Origin of the sequence: Variovorax paradoxus (assembly GCF_022009635.1) — a bacterium.
GTDB lineage: Bacteria > Pseudomonadota > Gammaproteobacteria > Burkholderiales > Burkholderiaceae_C > Variovorax.
The window spans coordinates 2,466,879-2,486,800 of the sequence record NZ_CP091716.1; the positions used below are offsets into that span (position 1 = coordinate 2,466,879).

23 protein-coding genes are annotated in these 19,922 nt (G+C 61.8%); 14 read left to right on the plus strand and 9 right to left on the minus strand.

Annotated features, from left to right (window positions below; genetic code table 11):
* Window positions 1-22: 22 nt before the first annotated feature.
* The 9 genes from L3V85_RS11535 (at window position 23) to L3V85_RS11575 (ending at window position 7,369) form a co-directional block, all read left to right on the plus strand.
* Window positions 23-475, plus strand: a complete 453-nt coding sequence (locus tag L3V85_RS11535) for a hypothetical protein (RefSeq protein WP_137860523.1) — start codon at window positions 23-25, stop codon at window positions 473-475.
* 33 nt (window positions 476-508) lie between these two features.
* Window positions 509-1,678 carry a cystathionine beta-lyase gene (gene metC, locus L3V85_RS11540; protein ID WP_137860524.1) on the plus strand — a complete coding sequence of 390 codons (1,170 nt, stop codon included), beginning with the start codon at window positions 509-511 and terminating at the stop codon, window positions 1,676-1,678.
* A gap of 22 nt (window positions 1,679-1,700) precedes the next feature.
* Complete coding sequence (locus tag L3V85_RS11545) at window positions 1,701-2,627, plus strand: transporter substrate-binding domain-containing protein (protein ID WP_137860525.1); 927 nt, start codon at window positions 1,701-1,703, stop codon at window positions 2,625-2,627.
* A 57-nt stretch (window positions 2,628-2,684) separates the two neighbouring features.
* On the plus strand, window positions 2,685-3,422 hold the full coding sequence (locus L3V85_RS11550; protein WP_137860526.1) for an amino acid ABC transporter permease: 738 nt from the start codon (window positions 2,685-2,687) through the stop codon (window positions 3,420-3,422).
* The gene (locus L3V85_RS11555; RefSeq protein WP_237679357.1) at window positions 3,422-3,895 is read left to right on the plus strand and encodes an ABC transporter permease subunit; all 474 of its coding nucleotides are present in this window, start codon (window positions 3,422-3,424) and stop codon (window positions 3,893-3,895) included. The genes L3V85_RS11550 and L3V85_RS11555 overlap by 1 nt, the downstream gene beginning before the upstream one ends.
* Before the next feature lie 86 nt (window positions 3,896-3,981).
* The gene (locus tag L3V85_RS11560; RefSeq protein WP_237674302.1) at window positions 3,982-5,709 is read left to right on the plus strand and encodes an IS1634 family transposase; all 1,728 of its coding nucleotides are present in this window, start codon (window positions 3,982-3,984) and stop codon (window positions 5,707-5,709) included.
* 92 nt (window positions 5,710-5,801) lie between these two features.
* Window positions 5,802-6,065 carry an ABC transporter permease subunit gene (locus L3V85_RS11565; protein ID WP_237680544.1) on the plus strand — a complete coding sequence of 88 codons (264 nt, stop codon included), beginning with the start codon at window positions 5,802-5,804 and terminating at the stop codon, window positions 6,063-6,065.
* A 9-nt stretch (window positions 6,066-6,074) separates the two neighbouring features.
* Window positions 6,075-6,809 (plus strand): amino acid ABC transporter ATP-binding protein, encoded by a 735-nt coding sequence (locus L3V85_RS11570; RefSeq protein WP_137860528.1) that lies wholly within the window; start codon window positions 6,075-6,077, stop codon window positions 6,807-6,809.
* 59 nt (window positions 6,810-6,868) lie between these two features.
* The gene (locus L3V85_RS11575) at window positions 6,869-7,369 is read left to right on the plus strand and encodes a cupredoxin domain-containing protein (protein WP_137860529.1); all 501 of its coding nucleotides are present in this window, start codon (window positions 6,869-6,871) and stop codon (window positions 7,367-7,369) included.
* Between the two features lie 39 nt (window positions 7,370-7,408).
* Here the strand turns inward: L3V85_RS11575 and L3V85_RS11580 are convergent, their stop codons facing one another.
* The 3 genes from L3V85_RS11580 to L3V85_RS11590 all read right to left on the minus strand — a co-directional run bounded on the left by L3V85_RS11580 (window position 7,409) and on the right by L3V85_RS11590 (window position 9,646).
* Window positions 7,409-7,711 (minus strand): hypothetical protein, encoded by a 303-nt coding sequence (locus tag L3V85_RS11580; RefSeq protein WP_137860530.1) that lies wholly within the window; start codon window positions 7,709-7,711, stop codon window positions 7,409-7,411.
* Window positions 7,712-7,820: 109 nt separating this feature from the next.
* Complete coding sequence (locus tag L3V85_RS11585; protein ID WP_137860531.1) at window positions 7,821-8,864, minus strand: beta family protein; 1,044 nt, start codon at window positions 8,862-8,864, stop codon at window positions 7,821-7,823.
* 137 nt (window positions 8,865-9,001) lie between these two features.
* Complete coding sequence (locus tag L3V85_RS11590) at window positions 9,002-9,646, minus strand: sce7726 family protein (RefSeq protein WP_171022449.1); 645 nt, start codon at window positions 9,644-9,646, stop codon at window positions 9,002-9,004.
* Window positions 9,647-9,831: 185 nt separating this feature from the next.
* Here L3V85_RS11590 and L3V85_RS11595 point away from each other — a divergent pair, with 185 nt between their 5' ends.
* Genes L3V85_RS11595 through L3V85_RS11605 form a run of 3 tightly spaced genes read left to right on the plus strand, consistent with a single transcriptional unit; the run spans window position 9,832 to window position 11,702 of the window.
* A complete protein-coding gene (locus L3V85_RS11595) occupies window positions 9,832-10,053 on the plus strand; it encodes a hypothetical protein (protein ID WP_137860533.1) in 222 nt (73 codons plus the stop codon).
* Window positions 10,050-11,072 carry an ImmA/IrrE family metallo-endopeptidase gene (locus L3V85_RS11600; RefSeq protein ID WP_137860534.1) on the plus strand — a complete coding sequence of 341 codons (1,023 nt, stop codon included), beginning with the start codon at window positions 10,050-10,052 and terminating at the stop codon, window positions 11,070-11,072. The genes L3V85_RS11595 and L3V85_RS11600 overlap by 4 nt, the downstream gene beginning before the upstream one ends.
* Window positions 11,073-11,075: 3 nt before the next feature.
* Window positions 11,076-11,702, plus strand: coding sequence for a hypothetical protein (locus tag L3V85_RS11605; protein ID WP_137860535.1), 627 nt, complete (start codon window positions 11,076-11,078; stop codon window positions 11,700-11,702).
* Here L3V85_RS11605 and L3V85_RS11610 read toward each other — a convergent pair whose 3' ends face one another.
* The 6 genes from L3V85_RS11610 to L3V85_RS11640 form a co-directional block, all read right to left on the minus strand.
* Complete coding sequence (locus L3V85_RS11610) at window positions 11,703-12,143, minus strand: helix-turn-helix domain-containing protein (protein WP_137860536.1); 441 nt, start codon at window positions 12,141-12,143, stop codon at window positions 11,703-11,705.
* Window positions 12,144-12,255: 112 nt separating this feature from the next.
* Entirely contained in the window at window positions 12,256-12,858 is a 603-nt protein-coding gene (locus tag L3V85_RS11615) for a metallophosphoesterase (RefSeq protein WP_237679358.1), read from the minus strand.
* Complete coding sequence (locus tag L3V85_RS11620) at window positions 12,855-14,543, minus strand: IS30 family transposase (protein WP_423838542.1); 1,689 nt, start codon at window positions 14,541-14,543, stop codon at window positions 12,855-12,857. The genes L3V85_RS11615 and L3V85_RS11620 overlap by 4 nt, the downstream gene beginning before the upstream one ends.
* Window positions 14,540-14,992 (minus strand): HAD domain-containing protein, encoded by a 453-nt coding sequence (locus L3V85_RS11630; protein ID WP_137860897.1) that lies wholly within the window; start codon window positions 14,990-14,992, stop codon window positions 14,540-14,542. The genes L3V85_RS11620 and L3V85_RS11630 overlap by 4 nt, the downstream gene beginning before the upstream one ends.
* Before the next feature lie 91 nt (window positions 14,993-15,083).
* Window positions 15,084-16,124: a metallophosphoesterase gene (locus tag L3V85_RS11635; RefSeq protein WP_237679359.1), complete on the minus strand. Its 1,041-nt coding sequence runs from the start codon at window positions 16,122-16,124 to the stop codon at window positions 15,084-15,086.
* Complete coding sequence (locus L3V85_RS11640) at window positions 16,121-17,512, minus strand: AAA family ATPase (protein WP_137860898.1); 1,392 nt, start codon at window positions 17,510-17,512, stop codon at window positions 16,121-16,123. Before L3V85_RS11640 ends, L3V85_RS11635 begins: the two co-directional genes overlap by 4 nt.
* A gap of 694 nt (window positions 17,513-18,206) precedes the next feature.
* Here L3V85_RS11640 and L3V85_RS11645 point away from each other — a divergent pair.
* Both L3V85_RS11645 and L3V85_RS11650 read left to right on the plus strand, forming a co-directional pair.
* The gene (locus L3V85_RS11645) at window positions 18,207-19,097 is read left to right on the plus strand and encodes a transporter substrate-binding domain-containing protein (protein ID WP_237679360.1); all 891 of its coding nucleotides are present in this window, start codon (window positions 18,207-18,209) and stop codon (window positions 19,095-19,097) included.
* Window positions 19,098-19,111: 14 nt separating this feature from the next.
* Window positions 19,112-19,861 (plus strand): aspartate/glutamate racemase family protein, encoded by a 750-nt coding sequence (locus L3V85_RS11650; protein ID WP_237679361.1) that lies wholly within the window; start codon window positions 19,112-19,114, stop codon window positions 19,859-19,861.
* The last annotated feature ends 61 nt before the right edge of the window (window positions 19,862-19,922 follow it).

The following is a 19,922-nucleotide window of genomic DNA, read 5'->3' on the forward strand; positions in this document are numbered from 1 at the left end:
AGCCACCTCCCGGAGAAGCAACATGAAACTTCAGTCAGTTCTTGCAGTGACCGTCCTGGCTTGTGCGGCATCCGCATGGGCACATGATTTTTCCGGCGACATCACCAAGTTTCAGGCCATCGCCGCCACCAAGAAGCCGGACAGCCAGCAGGCGCTCGCGGCGAAGCTCGCGCTGGAGCGTGCGCAGGGTGAGATGGAGCAGTCGGACGTGAAGATGGTGCTGCGCATCCGCTCGATGACCAACGCGGGCCTGCGCGCCATCGGCGAACAACCGGCCTTTCTCACCAGCGAGTACAAGCGCCTGGAGGCTGCACTGGCCAACCCCAAGACCAACGACCCGGCCAAGATCGCCGCGGCCAAGGAAACCTTCGCCCGCCTGTCGGTGGAGATGAAGGTCTACACCGATCTCGAGAACATGGCCGTCGATCAGATGAAGCAAGCGCTGCAGCTCATCGAATCCGCACCCGCCAACTGATCGCACTTCCAACGCACGCCTGCGTCTTCCATCGTGAACTCTCCCACTCCCCATCTCGACACCTCTCCTCAGAGCGCATTCGCCAGCCTGGTCCCACCGGTGTGGCGCGCCTCCACCGTCGTCTTCGATTCACTCGACGATTTCGTCAACCGCCGCACCCGCCTGCCGGACGGCTTCAGCTACGGCACGACGGGCACGCCGACGCAGCGCGCCCTGGAGACGCGCATCGCCGAACTGGACGGCGCCGCACATTGTGTTGTCTTCCCTTCAGGGCAGGCAGCGATCTGCAGCGCGCTCCTGGCGTTGCTCAAGAAGGGTGATCACCTGCTGATGACCGACGCCGCCTACGGCTTGGCCAAGTCCTTCGCCGTCGAGCGGTTGCAGGCGCTCGGCATCGAGGTCGAGTTCTATCCGCCGCGCATCGGCGCGGAGATCGAACGGCTCGTGCGCCCCAACACGCGGCTCATCTGGCTGGAATCTCCCGGCACGGTGACGATGGAAGTGGAGGATGTGCCGGCGATCACCGCCGTGGCGCGTGCTCGCGGCGTGCTGACCGCCATCGACAACACCTGGGCCAGCCCGCTGGGCTTCGCGGCTTTGGCACATGGGGTCGACCTGTGCGTTCACGCCTGCACCAAGTACATGGGCGGCCACTCGGACGTGTTGATGGGCAGCATCGCGACCAATGACGAAGGCCTGTACAAGTCCTTGCGCGGCCTGCAGTCGCAGATGGGACTGGCCGTGAGCCCGGAGGACTGCTTCCTGGTTGCACGAGGCCTCGACACGATGCAGGTGCGCATGGAACGCCAGGCCACCAGCGCACAGTTGATCGCCGAGCGACTCGCAACGCACCCTCTGGTGCGCCGGATGCTCTTTCCCGCGCTGCCCGGCGCGCCAGACCATGCACTCTGGGCGCGTGACTTCAGGCAGTCCGGCTGCGTGATGTCGCTGCAGCTCGTGGACGGCCCCTACAACGCATACCGGGCGCTCTTCGGGCACCTGAAGCTGTTCTCGATCGGTGCGAGCTGGGGCGGCGTGCGCAGCATTGCGGCCTTCTACCCTGCGGAAGAACTCGCCAAACGCAATTTTTGCGACGTCCAAGGGCCTGTCATTCGCCTGTCGATCGGCCTGGATGATCCCCAGGCGCTGCTTGACGAGTTGCTGGGCGCCTTGAGCGCCTGCAAAACGAGTTTCAACATCTGAACCACGCTACCTGGAGCCCGCGATGACCCTCAAGCCAACCATTCACTCTGCCTTGATTCGTCCCTTCCTTGCCATCGCCGGACTCGCGTTGTGCGCCGGTGTCGCCGCGCAATCCGCGCCGCCGCTGGAGGGCACGCTCAAGAAGATCAAGGACACCGGGACGATCACGGTGGCCACGCGCGGCGCTTCGATCCCGTTCAATTACCTTGACGACAACAACAAGCAGGCCGGCTTTGCCTGGGAGATTGCGCAGCGCGTGGTCGACCAAGCGAAGAAGGACCTCAAGCTTGCGAAGCTGGAAGTCAAGACCCTGGAGGTCACGCCGCAGACGCGCATTCCGCTGGTGGCCAACCAGACCGTCGATCTGGAGTGCAGCTCGACGACGAACAACGCTGAGCGGCAGAACCAGGTGTCTTTCTCCACGACGTTCTTCGTCGTAGGCGCGCGGCTGCTGGTGCGCAAGAACTCCGGCATCAAGCATTGGTCTGACCTTGTCGGCAAGAACGTCGTGGTCAGTGCGGGCACCACCGCGGAGCGCATGCTGCGGCAGCTCAACGAGAAGAACAAGTGGGGCATCAACATCATCCTGGCCAAGGACATCAACGAGAACTTCCTGACCGTGGAGACGGGGCGTGCCGTTGCGGCGACGCAGGACGACATCATTCTCTTCAGCAACATTGCCCGCGCCAGGAACCCGGCGGACTGGGAGGTGGTCGGCGTGCCGCAGCAGAAGGAAGCCTATGGTTGCATGCTGCGCAAGGGCGATGTGGCGTTCAAGAAGCTGGTCGACGGCGTGATCACCGGAATGATGCGCTCGGGCGAGTTCGCCTCGCTGTACGAGAAGTACTTCCTGAAGCCCATTGCCGTGAAGGGCAGCGTGGCGGTCAACTTCCCAATGTCGCCCGACATGCAAGAGCTCCTGCGTCATCCGAACGACCAGCCGCTGTAAGGCGACGACATCACACGTTCGACGACCTTCTCACGAACCGTCTAAGTAGTTTTTGCGATGCACTACAGCTGGGATTGGCTGATCTTCTTCAAACCCTCGGTCACGGGTGAGGGCCTGTACGGCTTGATGCTGCTGCGCGGATTGCTGTGGACAGTGGCGCTGTCCTTGCTGGCCTGGACACTGGCACTGGGTCTTGGTCTGATCGCCGGCGTTTCACGGACCCTGCCCAATCGGGCCGCGCGCTACCTGTCCACGGTGTACATCCACTGTTTTCGCAATACGCCGTTGCTCGTGCAGCTGTTTCTCTGGTACTTCGTCGTGCCGGAACTTTTACCTCTCGAATGGGGCAATGCGCTCAAGCAGATGAACCCGACCACGAACCAGTTCCTGACCGTGCTGGTGGGCCTCACCCTCTACACGGCTGCGAAGGCGGCCGAGCAGGTGCGTGCGGGCATCGAGTCGGTGCCGCGCAGCCAGAAGCAGGCAGCCATGGCGCTCGGCCTGGGGACCGCAGCGGCCTACCGCCATGTGATCCTGCCGCAGGCCCTTCGCATCGTCATCCCACCGCTGACCTCGGACTTCCTGAACGTGTTCAAGAACTCGGCCGTCGCGCTCACGATCGGACTCATGGAGCTGACCGGGCAGACGCGCCAGCTCAGTGAATTCAGTGCCCATCCGTTCGAGGCCTTTATTGCGGCGACGCTCATCTACATGGTGATCACCTACGGCGTGATCGTGCTGATGCGCCATATCGAGCGCCGGGTTCGGGTGCCCGGACTGCTGGGAGCCGCGTGATGGGCTACGACTTCGATTGGGCCTCTCTCCAGCGTGCCTGGCCCTACCTGCTGCAGGGCCTGCAGATGACCGCCTTTCTGGTAGCCGCCTCCATGGCGGCCGGGATGGGCCTTGGCACCCTGCTGGCGATCACCCGCATCTTCGCGCCACGACCGGTGGCAGCCCTGGTGGCTGGGTATGTGAACCTGTTCCGCTCGATCCCGCTGATCCTCACGATCCTGTGGATCTATTTTCTGATGCCGGTGGTGCTGCGCAGCGTGACCGGGGATCCCAACCTCAGCGTCGGGCCGATCTATGCCGCGCTCGTGGCGTTCGTGCTCGCGGAGTCCGCCTACTACTGCGAGATCATCCGCGCCGGCATCGGCAGCGTGCGCGCAGGCCAGATGCAGGCAGCCCAGTCCTCCCGAGTTCGACACCAAACCGCCGTTTTCCGATGTTTTCGCGGACCGGTGCCATATGAATCAAGCACTTAGCTGAGGCGTTTTGATTTTTATGTAGTGGCAATGTTTTATTGCTGATGTGTTGGCAATTGCCCGTATTTTTTTGCTACACTTCTTCTATGTTCATCAAGCTCACCCGCTCAGGCGGCCACACCTACGCCCAGTTGGTGGAGTCCTTCCGAGACGAACACGGCAAACCCCGCCAGCGCACGCTGGCCACCATCGGGCGGGTGGACGAAACAGATGGACAAGTCGACTCACTGCTGGGCGGTCTGCTTCGCGCCAAGGGTCGCTCACTGAGTGAGACATCCGTTCCCCAGGTGCGTTTTGAATCCGCACTGGCCCTGGGCGATGTCTGGGCGCTGGATCAACTCTGGCACGAGTTGGGTTTCGATGGCTTGGCTGCTGTCTTTCGCCGCGCACGCTTTACCAACCCCATCGAGCATGCCCTGCGGGTGATGGTCTTTAACCGGCTGTGCGACCCCGACTCCAAGCTCGGGGTGCTGCGCTGGCTGCAAACCGTCAGCATGCCGGGTATCGATGCAGAGGCACTCACCCACCAGCAACTGCTGCGCAGCATGGATGCGCTCATGGACCACCAGGACGCGGTGGATGAATGCGTGGCGGGCCTTTTGCGCCCGCTGATTGATGAGGATCTGTCGGTGGTGTTCTACGACCTGACCACCATCCGCGCCCAAGGACTGAGCCAGCAAGAGGGTGACGTGCGCCGCTATGGGATGTCCAAGGAAGGCATGGTGGTGCGCCAATTCATGCTCGGCGTGGTGCAAACAGCCGACGGCATGCCTATCTATCACGAGGTGTTTGCGGGCAACACAGCCGAGGCACCGACGTTGGAGCCGACCTTGAAGAAGGTGATGGCGCGTTACCCGCACATCCGCCGCCTGGTGGTGGTGGCTGACCGTGGGCTGCTTTCGCTGGACAACATAGAGGCCTTGTCCGAGTTGCGCTTGTCGGGTGGGGCCAGCGGATCAACCGATCAAGCGCTGGAGTTCATCCTGGCAGTGCCGGGGCGGCGCTATGGCGAGTTCGCAGACATACTGGAGCCGATCAACGCCCGAGCCCGAGCCCGCGCATCAGAGCAAGAAACGACAGAAGAGACTATCGATGAGGCGCAATGGCAGGGTCTTCGTCTGGTGGCGGCCCATAACCCGCAGCAGGCGGCCGAGCAGACTGCCAGTCGTCAGGCGCGCATTGACCAATTGCGCCAGCGCGCCGACCAGCTGGTGGGCAAGCTCGATTCGCAAGATGCAGGCAAGGCACACCGGGGTAGAAAGCTGTCTGATGCGGGTGTGACGGCACGCTTCTTCCATGAGGTGAGCGAGGCGCACCTCAAGCGCATCATCAAGGTCGATTTGCATGCCGATCTGTTCACGTATGACATCGACCAGGCAGCTCTGGCCCGCGCCCAGGCGATGGATGGCAAGCTGCTGCTGGTGACCAACGTGGCGGACTTGACACCCAAAGAGGTGGTGCAGCGCTACAAGGCACTGGCAGACATCGAACGGGGATTTCGGGTGCTGAAGTCGGAGATCGAGATTGCGCCGGTGTTCCACCGCCTGCCCGAGCGCATCAAGGCGCATGCGAGCATTTGCATGCTGGCCCTGATCCTGTACCGCGTGATGCGCCAGCGCCTGAAGATGAGTGGCAGCGATTTGTCACCGGAGGCTGCCCTGGCGGACTTGCGGCGAATTCAGCGCCACCGTGTGAGCATCAACAATGCCGCGCCCATTGCGGGCGTCTCTTCCATCGTCCAACGCCAGACCGATGTGCTGGCCGCACTGAAGATCAAAAAACCCCAGCAAGACACCCAATTGAGCCTGCTGTAGTGGCAGCCGAGAGTCTTGGCCCATACAAATCAAGCACTTAGCGCGGTTGGTGTCGAACTCGGGAGTCCTTGGGGATGTCGCCATGGCAGGCCATGCGACACGTGATCCTGCCGCAGGCGTTTCGCAATATGACGCCCTCGCTCATCAACCAGACCATCGCCCTGCTCAAGGACACCTCGCTGGTCTACGTGATCAGCCTGAACGACTTCCTCGGCGCCGCCAGCAAGGTGGGGCAACGCGACGGGCGCGTGGTCGAGGTCTACATCCTGGTCGCCGTCGTCTACCTGGTGCTGTGCACGGCAGGCGCCTGGTGGATCACCTGGCTGCAGCGGCGCAAGGCCGCAGCGGCGATCTGAATGAACGCAATGATCGAAATCAACGACGTCTCCAAGTGGTACGGCCAGTTCGCGGTGCTCACGGATTGCAGCACCCATGTTCGTGAGGGCGAGGTGGTCGTGGTCTGCGGCCCTTCCGGCTCTGGCAAGTCCACGCTCATCAAGACGGTCAACGCACTTGAGCCCATTCAACGCGGCAGCATCACGGTCAATGGTATCCAGGTCTGCGATCCCAAGACCGATCTACCGAAGTTGCGCTCCCGGGTCGGCATGGTGTTCCAGCACTTCGAACTCTTCCCACACCTGAGCGTGATGGAGAACCTCGTACTGGCGCAAGTTCAGGTGCTCAAACGCTCGCATGCCGAAGCAGTCGAACGCGGGCTGCGCATGCTCGATCGTGTGGGCCTGTCGACTCACAAGGACAAGTTCCCGGGCCAGCTCTCCGGTGGCCAGCAACAGCGCGTTGCGATCGCGCGGGCGCTGTCGATGGACCCGATCGTCATGCTGTTCGACGAGCCGACCTCGGCGCTCGACCCGGAGATGGTGGGCGAGGTCCTCGACGTCATGGTGAAGCTCGCACGCGAAGGCATGACGATGATGGTGGTGACCCACGAGATGGGGTTCGCCAGGCAGGTCAGCGACCGGGTGATCTTCATGGACCAGGGGCGCATCGTTGAGGACTGCTCGAGTGACGAGTTCTTCGGGCGTCCCGAGAGCCGGGCACCGCGTGCACAGGACTTCCTCTCCAAGATCCTCGCGCACTGACGGTCGAAAAATCGTCGAGCCCATTTCCAGACAAGCCCAACCGCCTCCGAAGGAATCACATGAAATCGATCAAGACAATGCTGCTCGCCAGCACCCTGGCGTTGTCGGGTCTGGCTCTCGCACATGGCGACGAGGATCACAGCGCATCGAGCGGACCGGTACGCAAGGAACAAAAGAGCTGGGGCATCGCGGGCGATGCGAGCGCGGCCAAGCGAACGCTGGAGTTCAAGATGAGCGATAGCATGCGCTTCACACCTGATCGCATCCAAGTCAAGCAGGGCGAGACTGTCCGGCTGTCCATTCGCAATGAAGGACAGGTCATGCACGAGTTCGTGATCGGCACGAAGAAGGAGCTCGACGAGCATGCCGCGCTCATGATGAAGTTCCCGGGCATGGAGCATTCCGAACCCTACATGGCGCATGTCGCTCCTGGCCAGACCGGCGAGTTCGTTTGGACCTTCAACCGTGCGGGTGAATTTGATTTCGCCTGTCTCATCGCAGGACACTACCAAGCCGGCATGGTCGGCAAGGTCAAGGTCGCAGCCGCCACAGGATCTTGAGGCCGGCGCCGGAGGACACACCGTCGCGAGAAACCCTCACTACCGTGGATAACTGGGCTTCAGGGTGACGTAGTTTTCAACGATCCACGCGGTGACCTTGGTTCTTCCTTGAACATTCGACGGCAGTTTTTCATGCACGATCCATTCGATGATGAGCCGCGTTGCCTTCGACAGGTCGGCTTTCTCCGGTCCGACAAACGAGTTGAGGTAGGCAAGGACTTCGTAACCTTCCTTGCGGCTCAACCGATCCGCATCTGCCTTGACCTTGGTCGGATCGTCTCCGGGAACGGCCGTCCAGCTGTAGTCCGTGTAGTGCAAATCGGCTTTTGTAAGTTGGGGCATGCTGTTCCTCGAAGGTTGGATTGCAGGGGGAGACTGCACGTTGCGCTGTTGCGTGCGGACGCGAGTGCTGCACAAGGACAAAGGAGACGGCCGGATCAGTACCGCTGTCTCATATGGCCGACGACGTAAACACCAGGTGGTGACTCGCGGCATCGCGTCGCCAACTGGTCGGGTTGCCATTGCCGAGCACGCCGACGGACGCTTTGTCGTAGCAATCGTCGCCGAAGCTGAAAGCGGCACCTGAATACACGGGATCGCCTTTGAGCAGGATGCACAGGTTCTTGTATTGATCCTGCTTCCCCTTCTTGAAACCGCCAGCCTTGAACAAGCGCCAGAAGCCGTCGCTGGCATAGCGGATGGCCACCGACGGATTCATCATGGTGGGGTCGATGTCAGGCGCCGGAGCTGGGTTGCTAACGGTGTAGTCGCTGAACAGCACCTTTGCGTATGCAGGTTTGGCAACCAACGTCTTCCAAGCTTTCCATTCAACGCGCTCGATGTCGTGCAGCCCTTGCTTGCGGCCCACGAGGTTCAGCGGGAATGAGCCACCGGCGAGCGTGGTGCTGCTGCATCCGGCCGCAAGCGCCTCGTCAAGATATTGCTGCGCGGCAGCGGCGCACGCTGGGGGGTTGACGCCCACGATCGAAAACTGATCCACGAGCACATGAAGCCGCGATTTGGCGATGCCCGCGCCGACCACGACTTTCACGAAATCCTTGACCTGGTCGGAGGTCACGCCGTGTGTCTGGATCCGGAGCACGAAGACCTCGAAGGCCTTGGCGAGGTCCGGCAGATCTGCCGGACGCGCAACCATCGCCTCCGTGATGACCGGGATGATTTGACGACCCGTCAGCGTCGACAGCCGCTTGCAGATCGAGGTGAGCACCTGGGCCTGTTTTGCGTAGGTGGGCATGAAGTATCGAATGTCGATCGCGATGGGCGTGCCCTCCGGAATCGACTTGACCATTTGCCCCCCGATCTTGGTGATGTAAGGCACCAGCGTTTCGGCGAGCGTCCCCTTCTTGGGGTCGATGGGGAGGATTTCGATCAGCGGGACTATTCCATCCCACTGGGCGCCCGTGAGCTTGCTCAAGGCGATTCGTTCCCCCTGCTTCCATTTCAGGATGGGCAGGTATTTCCATATCGCAGGCATTGGTCCCTCCAGACTCGTTGTGTCTAGAGGGTACGTCACGATTACTTACACTGGATTACGGGATTTCCCAGGCCGCACCATGCTGCGGTTTCAGTGCGCGGGCGTGTGCCGCATATTGCCGGGCACGCCGCCACGGCTTATGCCAAGCAGTTCAGCGCGAAGGCAACGGCATCCGAGGCGCCATCTGACGCGAGCGAAGTCGACGGCAAGAAGCCCAACTGTCGTTTGCGGAGCAAACTGGTGACGGCTTCGCGCAGCGTGCGCATGCTCAGTTCCCGCGCGAGCATTTCTTGCAATTCGAACTTCGTGGCCCGCTTGGGAGGCAGCTCGCCCCTGTGCGACGCCAGCGTTTCGATGCATTCGGCGCGCCACAACAGCATGGCCAGACTCAGGCGGTCTTGCACCGGATTGGCCTTCGGCTTGCGCAGCACGCGCAGCGCGAGCGTGCCATCCGTACGGCGCACGGCTGACCAGACTCCCCACCACGCGGGCATCAAGGCCAGACTGGCCTCGGAATAGACCGGCCCCGTGACCAGCGTCACCCGGTCGAAGACGCGGTTGTAGGCATGAATCTGGTTGTGCAGACGCGAGAACGAGTCGAGGTCGCTCTTCAGCTCGAAAGCGCTGAGCTGTGTGTCCACCAACGCCAGGTCCACTCGTGCCTCCCCACCTTCGATGCCGAGCTCTTCGAAGAGCCTTCCACCCGACTTGGCGGCGTCTGCGAGCAGTCGCGAACGCACTGCTTGGCGCAACTCGCGTTCGGTGATGGAGGGGGTGCTCATTTTATGCATTATATAATGCAGTTATGCCAAGAACAGCAAAGCCCACCACCTTGGAAGCTGTCCGGGCCCGAGAAGCGCTCCGGCTGTACCTGAAGCGGCAGAGTATCTCTGTGAATGCGCTTGCTCAAGCTGTAGGTGTAGGCCAGCCCACAGTGAGCCGTTTTTTGAGTGGGCGGACGAAGTCCGTGACGGCAGCCATTCGGCCGCTGTTGGATTATGCAAATATTGATTTCGAAAATGGCATAACCGAGATAGGCGGCGTGCTCGATAATCCCCGTGTGCGAGGGGCGCTCGAGCGCGTCTGGGACGGGCGGCCGGAGACGGCCGACTTGCTCGCCCGATTGATCGAGGCGTTAGGACCCGTCCTGAAAAGTGCACCATTGACGGCAACCAGGAACATGCAGTGACCCATCCGGATGCCAAGACCATCTACCAAGCCGTGTCGGCGATCGGGCTGACGCGCGCACAAGTGCGTCGGCTCCTGCCTGACTGGTGGGATCCCGCACTGGAGAAGGAACGCGGTGGCGCGGCGGAACTGGCAATGCACGTCAGCAGGCGGCTGAGCGTCGAGCTTCAGCCGCTGCTGAAGGGGCAGATCGTTCCCAAGGGTGCCATGGCCAGCGTTGCCTACAAGCACTCGGTCAACATCGAGGCGTCATCACTCTCGGCCGCAAGCTTCATTGCGTCATCTCTTGCGCAGGCGGTGCTGGCCGCCTTGCCGATCCCATACGTTCCGCTGCCTCAAGATCCCGGCGAGTTGCGCGCGCTGGCAATGCGTGATCGCGCTGGCCAGTTCGGCTTCAGTGCCCTTCTGGACCTTTGCTGGGCCCACGGAATCCCGGTCATTCCCTTGCCACACCTGCCTGTGGGCGTGCGCAAGATGGATGGGGCCGCGCTGCAGTTGGGCGGACGTCCGGCCATCGTGATCGCGAAGAAGAAGTCGTCACGGGCTTGGCTGAGTTTCATCCTGGCGCATGAAATCGGACACATCGCACTGGGGCATCTGCGCCCCGGATCCTCCATCATCGATGTATCGCTTCAGGAGACGAGCACGTATGCAACCGAGTTGTCGACAGACGGCCAGGAAGCGGAGGCGGACAGCTTCGCGCTCCAGACGCTGGGAGGCGACGAGGTCACGGCGCGAGTGAGCAAATGGCCGGTTCTGGCTGCGCCTGTGGATATTGCGGTACTGGCCCGCGGCGCTGCCGGCGCTGTGGGTATCGAGGCTGGACACTTCGTTCTGAGATATGCCTTTCTTACGAAGCGTTGGCCCACGGCGCTGACAGCGCTGAACTTCCTCAGCGAAGACCTGGATCCAGAGGGGGCGCTGCTGCAGAAGTTGCGCTCGCACCTGGATCTCAGCCGCGTCGCCGACGACCTGCAAGACCTCGTGTCGCAGATCACCGGCTGGGATGGAGCGAACTGAGGCGTGCGTCTGCTGATCGACGTCGACGCGCTTTGCAAGCTGGCGCATTGGGGGCTTCTCGAGGAGATCCCATCGTTGATGGGTATCCCGCTGCAAGAGTGCACCACGCTCGCCTCGTCGAAATACCGGGCCATCAAGGCAAAGAGCAAGCTCGACGGGCGGGTGTTTCACGCAGTCGAAGCGGCCGACCGTGTGCTCGAAGCTATCGCCTTGATGCAGGCGCCGATGGAGCCCGCGAGCCAAAGCCTTGGGGATTTCGAAAACGTGTTGGGCATCGACGCTGGCGAGGCGGTGCTGCTCGCATCGCTCGTGGCAGCGCCGGATACACGGCTGCTGACGGGAGACAAGCGGGCGCTGCGCGCGCTCGCAGCGCTACCGCCTGAAGCACGTGAACCGTTTCTTGGCCGAGTAATCTGCGTGGAACGAATCATTGAGGCAGGGCTGAACCAGTGGGGGTTGGACGTGCTTCGATCCAAGGTGTGTCCTTGGAAGAAGATCGACGTTGCCGTGAACATCATCATGGGGAGTCGTTGCGACGCAGGAGAGGCCTCGGTCCGGGAGGCGCTCGCCTCTTACATCGGCGAGCTGACGTCGCTGTGCGATCCCTCGCTCATCTGCGAGAAGCTCTGACTATCGCGTGGTCAGGCGCTCCGCAATTTCGCGCGCGCCGAGATCTCGCACCGACGCAAGATTTTCGAGCTGTGCCGCCCGCGGGCGTGCCTTGCCTTGTTCCCAGTGGTAGATCGTTTGCCCGGAAACGCCGATCAGTTGCCCATAGCTCGCCGCGGAGAGCCCGAGCTTTGCGCGGTGTGCCGCCAACCTGGTTGCGCTGAATCGGCGCTTCGTGGCTGCTGCCGCCTCATTGTCCGAATCAACTGCTGTGGTGGGGCGCTTCGAACCCTTAGCAACACGACGCAGCTCCTTCTCGAGTGAATTCACTTGGCGACGTAGCTCGGCAATCGATGAGCGATGGGCGACGGATGCCTTCTTGAGTGTTTCTATCTCAGCGCGAACTTCTTTGCGAGCAACGCGGGAAATTTCGGCTTTGAGGATCGAGGCGATGTTTGGCATGGAAGCATTGTGCCGCGCAGAACAAAGCGGTCATCCACGTCGATGCGTTGGCCGGACATTTCAAAGGATCTGCGGCGTTCGGTCAAAGCGTGTGAGGAGTTCCATGAGCTGCTTAAGTGGCGGAAGGGTTCACGTCGATGACCAGCCCAGGATCGAACGCCTTGTTCTCGATCCTTCCGCTCCAGTTCACATAGCCGCGCGGATTGCATACGACCCGGCAAGAACGGACTCGATAGTCGGACTGCTGATGCGTGTGGCCATGCAGCCAGAGCACGGGCACATCAAAGAAAGTCTCCGGAAGCTCGGTGACGAAGGCGCCTGAGGCCCAGTCGTCGGCGTAGCGCTGCGCCAGCGAACCTCGATGAGGCGCGTGGTGCGTTACGACCACTGTCGGTCCGGCGAACGGTTCCGCAAGCCTATCGCGCAGCCAGGCGCGCTGCACCTGATGAACCCGAAGCGTGTCGGTCGCTTGAAGCTTTCGTCCCTGCTTGTCGCGCCATGTATCGGGTTCCGCCGACTCGTCGACAGTGCGGATCAGCGCATAGTCGTTCAGCAGGTTGGTCGCCATTTTCATGGCACGCCCGACATCGCTGATCGGTCCTTCCGGTGTCTCGATGGCGAGCGCGAAGTCGGTCCACAGCGTCGCGCCGAGGAACCGCACGCCGTCGAGCACCAGCTCGTCACCGTCGAGCAGATGAACATTGGGCGTATTCAACCGGTCGTCGCAACACCGGGTTGTCGAACGGATTTTAGGTACTGGTTCAAAGTCTCGGCCGGTGTCTTCCAGCCCAGCGTTTTACGCGGCCTGTTGTTCAAGGTCCGAGCCACGGCTTGAATCTCCTGCTCGCTCCAGCGAGACAGATCTGTTCCTTTTGGGAAGTACTGGCGCAGCAGACCGTTCGTGTTCTCGTTCGTGCCGCGCTGCCATGGGCTGCGAGGATCGGCGAAGAAGACACGCACTCCGGACTCGATACTGAACCGCGCATGGTCGGAGAGTTCCTTGCCACGATCCCATGTCAATGATTGCCATAGCTCGGCGGGCAGCGTGGCCACGGTTCTTTTGAGTGCATTGGCCATCGTGACGGCTCCGTAGCCCGAGAGTGCAGGACCGTTCTTCGTCCGGGGCGTCAGTCGATAGCCTGCTTCGCGAGGCAAGTGCACGAGCATAGTGAAGCGGCTTGATCGCTCCACCAGCGTCCCGATGGCGGACCTGTCCAGGCCGATGATCAAGTCTCCCTCCCAGTGACCCGGCACGGCACGATCTTCTGCCTCTGCAGGTCGGCTGGAGATCATCACCTCCTCGCTGACATGAGCCCACGCTGTAGCCTGAGCCCTGGCCCGTGGCACGCGCAACGCACGCCCCATACGCAGATAGCTCACCAGCTCGCGCTTGAGAGCACCTCGCCCCTGAATGTAGAGGGCTTGGTAGATGGCTTCGTGGGAAATGCGCATGGACTGATCATCCGGGAAGTCGACCTGCAGCCGGTTGGCAATCTGCTCGGGCGACCAGCCATTGACCCACTTGCGATCACCACGATGAGGCTTGTTGCGGCCGATGAACGTCGCTTGCCGAGGCCCGGTGACCTCGCGTCCTTGAGCATCGTGGATCTTGCCCTCCAGGCGGTCTTGAACATATTGACGCAGACGGGGGTTCATCAACAGTTTGGCGGGCTTGGGCCTTCTGGCCACCAGCTCGGACTTCCACTGCGCAACCGACGCTCGATACTCGAGCTTGCCCCTGCGAGTCGCAGCATTGCGGGTCAGCTCCCGTGAGACCGTCGAGGGACTTCGCCCGATACGGCGAGCGATCTCCCTCACCCCAACCTCTTGGGCCCGCAGAAGAGCAATCTCTTCTCGCTCGGAGAATGACAGATACCTTCCCGATGTGGGATGCGACATGAACAGTGGCATACCGCCACGATGACGGAACCAACGCGTGCCCACCGGCGTTGACACGCCAACGGCTTCGGCAGCCTTCTCACTCGTGATTCCGGTGGCAATCTGTTCCCAGAATTGCCGCTCCACCTCTCGCCGAAGCGAAGGAGCACCGGGTGAGCGCATTGCGCCTCGCCCCGTTAACTTCTGCATCCACCCCGCGGGTCGTCCCATAAACACCTCCATGAATGAAGTGTTGCGACGACCGGTTGAATACGCCTTGGTTCCTTCGGCTTCGCGGCGCGCTTCTGCCAGTGTTGTATCCAGCCGTCCATCGTAGTACTCGTGGTTGCCAAGCAGGTAGACCACGGGCTTGCCGCGAAAGCGATCCGCCGCCCACTGGACGGCGCGCTTAGCCGGCGAATGAATGTCGCCGGCGAGGATGACGACATCGAATTCAAGATCGGGCACCGGCTCGAACGGAGCGAACTCGAGGTGGAGGTCGGAAAGAATCAGCACTTTCATCGGGACACCCCTTCAAAGCGGGTGCGAAGCTCGGCACTGGCCTTGTCGTCGAAGCCGGTGAACGAGCCGCACACCACCAGATGGTCCTTGAAGTGGTCGAACTGCCAGTAGGCGTCATCGAGCGCAACCCAGGGCTCGTCGACCGCATCGTGAAGCTGGAGCCAATCGAGGATTTCTTTTTCACGATTCCTGTACGGCGGCTGAAGGCCAAAGCCCGAAGGAGGGATGGCTCCAACGATGCAGGTCCGGATGTCGCTGGAGAACGGCTTCAGCAGCGTCTTGTTGAGCAGGTGCTCACGCCAGGATGAACTGATCACGATCTTCACGAGCGGGAACTCGCGCAGCAACGCCTCCAGGCGCGGCAGGAAGCAGAACTTGGCACCACCGTTGAGGATGTAGTCTTCCCCCTCCGGATGCAGCACGCCGTCGAAGTCGATGAACAGGATCACTCCGGGCCTCCGAATCCATTCCCATCCAGCGGCCGCGCCAGGTGCGAGCCCATGCCAACGCCGAATGCGCGGAACGGCGCCGCCGCGGTCCTCATACGACACCGCCGTGTTGAATCGCGTTGAGCATCGATCGCACCTTTTCTGAGCCGCCCCCGGCGGCGAACGCTGCTGGCGTTCGGCCATCAAGCAATTCATGTGGTTTGTTCAGCCAGGCCTGGGCTGCTGAGCCGAACACCTGGGCAGCAAGAGCCTGCAATTCTTGTGAAAGGCGGGCCGTCTCCGGCCGCACCAAGGTCATGATCTCGATAACCAATCCAGGGTCGAAGCTCTTGTTCTCGAATTCCCTCCGCCGGTTCAAGTGGTAGCCGCGCGGATTGCAGACCACGCGGCACTTACCAACTTGATAGTCGAAGCTCTCGTGGATATGGCCATGCACCCAGAGCGTGGGCACATCGAAGAATGAGGATGGCAGTTCGCTCACAAAAGCACCGGACAACCAGTTGGCCTGGTAGTGCGGCGCGAGCGACCCTCGGTGTGGTGCGTGATGGGTCACCACCACCGTCGGTCCACCGAAGGGCTCAGCCAGCCTGTCCGCTAGCCAAGCGCGGTCGCGTTGGTGTAGCGCTAACGTGTCTTTGGGCGTTAGCCGGCGCTTACTCGGCTTGACGTGCTGCGTGGTCTGATTGTCCGCCTCTGGTGTCTCAGCCCACCGGATCGATGAGTAGTCGTTGAGTTGGAGCTTGGCCACCTTCATGGCGCGCTCGATGTCAACGACGGGGCCGGGCTTGGCCTGGATGGGCAGTTCAAAATCGGTCCACAACGTGCACCCCAGAAACCGGACGCCGTCGATCGCGGTTTCGCCGGGAGCCAGAAGGTGAATGTTGCACGCGTTCGCGGTTAGCGCCATTTCCTTCTGCGTGGTTTGAAGCACTCCCCCGAAAAATTCGTGATTTCCCGGCACGAAGACGATCGGAACAGTCTCCCCGAAGTTGTCTGGTCGTCGAGCCCAACGCATGGCCTTGGAAGCAGGCACGGAGATGTCGCCGGCAAGGATGACGACGTCATAGTCGACCTTCGGAACGTTGAAAGTGCCGAACTCGATGTGCAGATCGGAATAGACAAGCAGCTTCATGATGGATCCCTGACAAGAACAAAGGCGAAGGAGTCGCCCGGGTCGTCATTTCGTGGCGGAGACTTCCCTGCGGACGGCATGACCGTCGGCAAGGCTTCGTCCAGATCGGCGTCCTCGATGTGCCAGCGTCCGGCCAGGGCGGCGGCGCCGAGGACGCGTTCAGCCGTCATGCGGATCTGGCGCGGCGTGAGCCAGGCCAGCCGACAGACCTGCAGGTTCGTCAGCGGCCGGAAGCGTGATCGGATGCCTTTGGCGGGAACCATGCGCTTCAACGTCGCTGCGTAGATACTTTGGGCCAGAACCAAACGGCCGTCGATGTCTGGTGGCACGATGGTGAATTCGACAAAACGCGAACGAACCGGCGCGGGAATGCGTCGTGGGTCGTTCGCCGTGGCGATGTACCAGACATAGGAGGCATCGAACTCGAACTGGACGCTCAGATCCTTGATCCGTGATGCAGTGACGGGCTCGAGCAACGTGAGCAACGAATCGATTGGCTGGTAACCGCTCCCGCCCCTCTTTCCCTTGTCGAGTTCGTCAAGCAGGATGATCGGATTGGCGTGTTCACCCAGGACGATCAGTTCGAACAGGGCGCCGACGGACGTGTTGGCCCAGTGCCGGTCAGAGCCACGCAGGCCCGAGCTCGTCTCGGCGTTGTCAAAGGCCTCGCGTTGGACCACCGTGCCAAGGCTTTCGGACAGGCGCAGGGCAAAGTGCGACTTCCCGACACCAGGGTCACCGAGCAGCAGGATGGGTGGAGGATGCAACGGTGCACCGGCGAGTTCGGCCAGTGCCAGGCGTTGGGCGATGAACTGGGCCACAGGCGCAAAGTTGGGCATCTCCTGAATGAGTGCAGTCAGTTCGTCGCGCCAGCCGTGAGGTGATTTGATGCGGCGCCAGGAACCTCTTTCCATCGCTTTAGCCAGGAGCGCCCGATCGCGCTTGACGAGCTGTCTGTCGGGCGAACTCGGCGTGGACTCCAGGTTCCTGAAATGCGCAAGTGCAGCCTTCCAGTCGAAGACGGGAACGGTGTGCTTGCGTTTCGGCGGCTGTTTGGTCGGCACCGAGGCGTCGAGTTCGGCGGACTTGCTTACATGCCGGACGATAGGCGGCGGAGTGGGTGCCTTGGCGCTGGCTGTCATGGACTCGAGAGCGCGCTGAGCCTGGAGATCGCGGATACGTTGCTCCCGCTCTTGCCCCTCCCGGATTCGGCGCTCCAATTCCTCCCGCTCGATGGCGTGCAGGACGGCTTCTGGCACCGCCAGTTTGAAGTTGCGCGGATCGGCAGCGGACTGATGATGCTGCCGGGTATAGAAACGATAACCGGCAGGCAGAGAGGTCGGCGGCGGATTAGCGGGATGCTCTTCGTGGGGCGTTGCACTGGACATGATGGGCTCCAAACTGGTGGTGGAGCCTGCGGCGTTGCGCCGCGATTCAATGCAGGCGCTTCAGAGGCCGAGAGGCTCTAGGATCACGACGTTTGTCGGGGTGAGCGAACGCGAGTGGCGAGCTATTCGCGTGGTGCGATCGGCCGCCGATATGCATACGGCTATCCCACCGCGCGACGAGGAGGCGCGGCAAATCGCAAGGCGATTTCGGGTGGGGTTGCGATGGCCAAACATGATGGAGTTCTGAAAGATGCCATCACAGTACTTATCGAATGCATCTAAGTCAACCGATGTTGACGCGATTAGATGCCAACGGTCGTTGTAGCACTGCAAAACGCGCTATTTCGTTTATGCCAACTTATGGTGACGATTTTGGTGATCGTGCCAACTTATGAGTTGCGAACGTCTTGGCAGCCTCGGAAGGGATGTGAAAACCCTGTTCGGAGCCGCGTTTGGACGATCAAATTACGCCAACTTATGCCGACGCAGCGAGCATATTTATGGGTTAGACGGCAACGCGGCACCGGCCGCCCATGCCAATTGCACGCTGCCCCATAGCCAAAGTGCATGCCCCGGAGGACGGTGCGCCAGCCCATAACCTTTGGGCATGGCCCGGGTTCCAATTGGAATTATTCCGCGTGGCCAGTCCTTCCTACACTGACCTTCTGTTCAATCCAACCGAACGAAGGCTCGAATGAAATCCTCTGTACTGATGGCTTCCATGGCTGCTGCGGTGCTGCTCGCCGCCACCGGCGCGCAAGCGGCCGACACGCTCGCCAAGATCGCCGAGTCCGGCAAGATCACGCTCGCCTACCGCGAGTCGTCGGTGCCTTTCAGCTACCTCGAGGGCCCCGGCAAGCCGATCGGTTTTTCGGTGGAGCTTTCGAATGCTGTCGTCGAGGCGGTGAAGAAGAAACTGAACAAGCCCAACCTGCAGGTCGCGCTGATGCCCGTCACCTCGCAGAACCGAATTCCGCTGATCACCAACGGCACCATCGACCTGGAGTGCGGCTCCACCACCAACAACACCGCGCGCGGCAAGGACGTGGCGTTTGCCATCAACCACTTCTACACAGGCACGCGCCTGCTGGTGAAGAAGTCCTCGAAGATCAAGGACTACGCCGACCTTGCAAAGAAGACCGTGGCCAGCACCACCGGCACCACCAACGTGCTGGTCATGCGCAAGTACAACATCGAGAAGAACCTCGGCATGAACATCGTGCTGGGCAAGGACCACGCCGATTCGTTCCTGCTGCTGGAGAGCGATCGCGCCGCGGCCTTCGCGATGGACGACATCCTGCTGTTCGGCCTGATCGCCAATGCAAAGACGCCTTCCGACTTCGAGGTTGTCGGCGAGTCGCTGCAGGTCGAGCCCTATGCCTGCATGCTGCCCAAGGACGACCCGGCCTTCAAGAAAGTGGTCGACGACACCTTCGCCGCCATGATGAAGAGCGGCGAGTTCGAGAAGCTCTACGACAAGTGGTTCATGCAGCCGATTCCGCCGCGGGGCGTGCCGCTGAACCTGCCGATGAGCCCGCAATTGAAAGAAAACCTCAAGGTCTTGAGCGACAAGCCCGCGACCTGATTGATGAAAAGGATATGGCAGTGACGCAGGTGGTCGGGATTCTTGGGGGCATGGGCCCCGCGGCGGGCGCCGATTTCGTCCGGCTCTTCGTGCAGGCCTGCGCGCAGCAGATGCGCGCGCGCGGCGAGCCGGTGCGCGACCAGTCCTTTCCCGAACACTGGCTCGCGCAAGTGCCGGTGCCCGACCGCACCGACGCGCTGGCCTCCACCGAGGAGGGCGCGCACCAGCCGCTGGAGCCGATGCTGCAGGCGCTGGGCCGGCTGGCCGCGCTCGGCAGCCGGGCAGTGGCCATCGCCTGCAACACCGCGCATGCCTGGCATGCCAGCCTGCAGGAACGCTTTCCGCAAATCGAGCTGCTGCACATGGCGCGCGAGACCGCGCGGCAGCTGTCGGCGCAGGGTGCCACCGGCGTGGCGCTGATGGCGACCGAGGGCACGTACCGCGTGCGCCTTTACGAGCAGGCGCTGGCAGAGGTAGGGCTGGACTGCCACATCCCGCTGGCGGAAGAGCGCCAGACCATCACGCGCGGCATCTTCGACGGCGTGAAGGCCGGCAACATGGCGCTGGCCGAGCAGTGCTTTTCCGAAGTGGCGCTGCGCCTGGCGGAGCGCCACGGGCCGGTGACCATCGTCATGGGCTGCACCGAAGTGCCGCTGGGCCTGCAGGGCTCGGCCGCCGTGGCCGGGCTGGACCTGATCGATCCGGCGCAGGTGTTGGCCGCCGCGCTGGCGCGCCGCGCCTACGGCATGGACCAACCCCACTGAAATTCCGGTCATAGGGGCGGCCGGTCGAATTCGCCTACAACATGCGGCGGTGCGTTTTCGC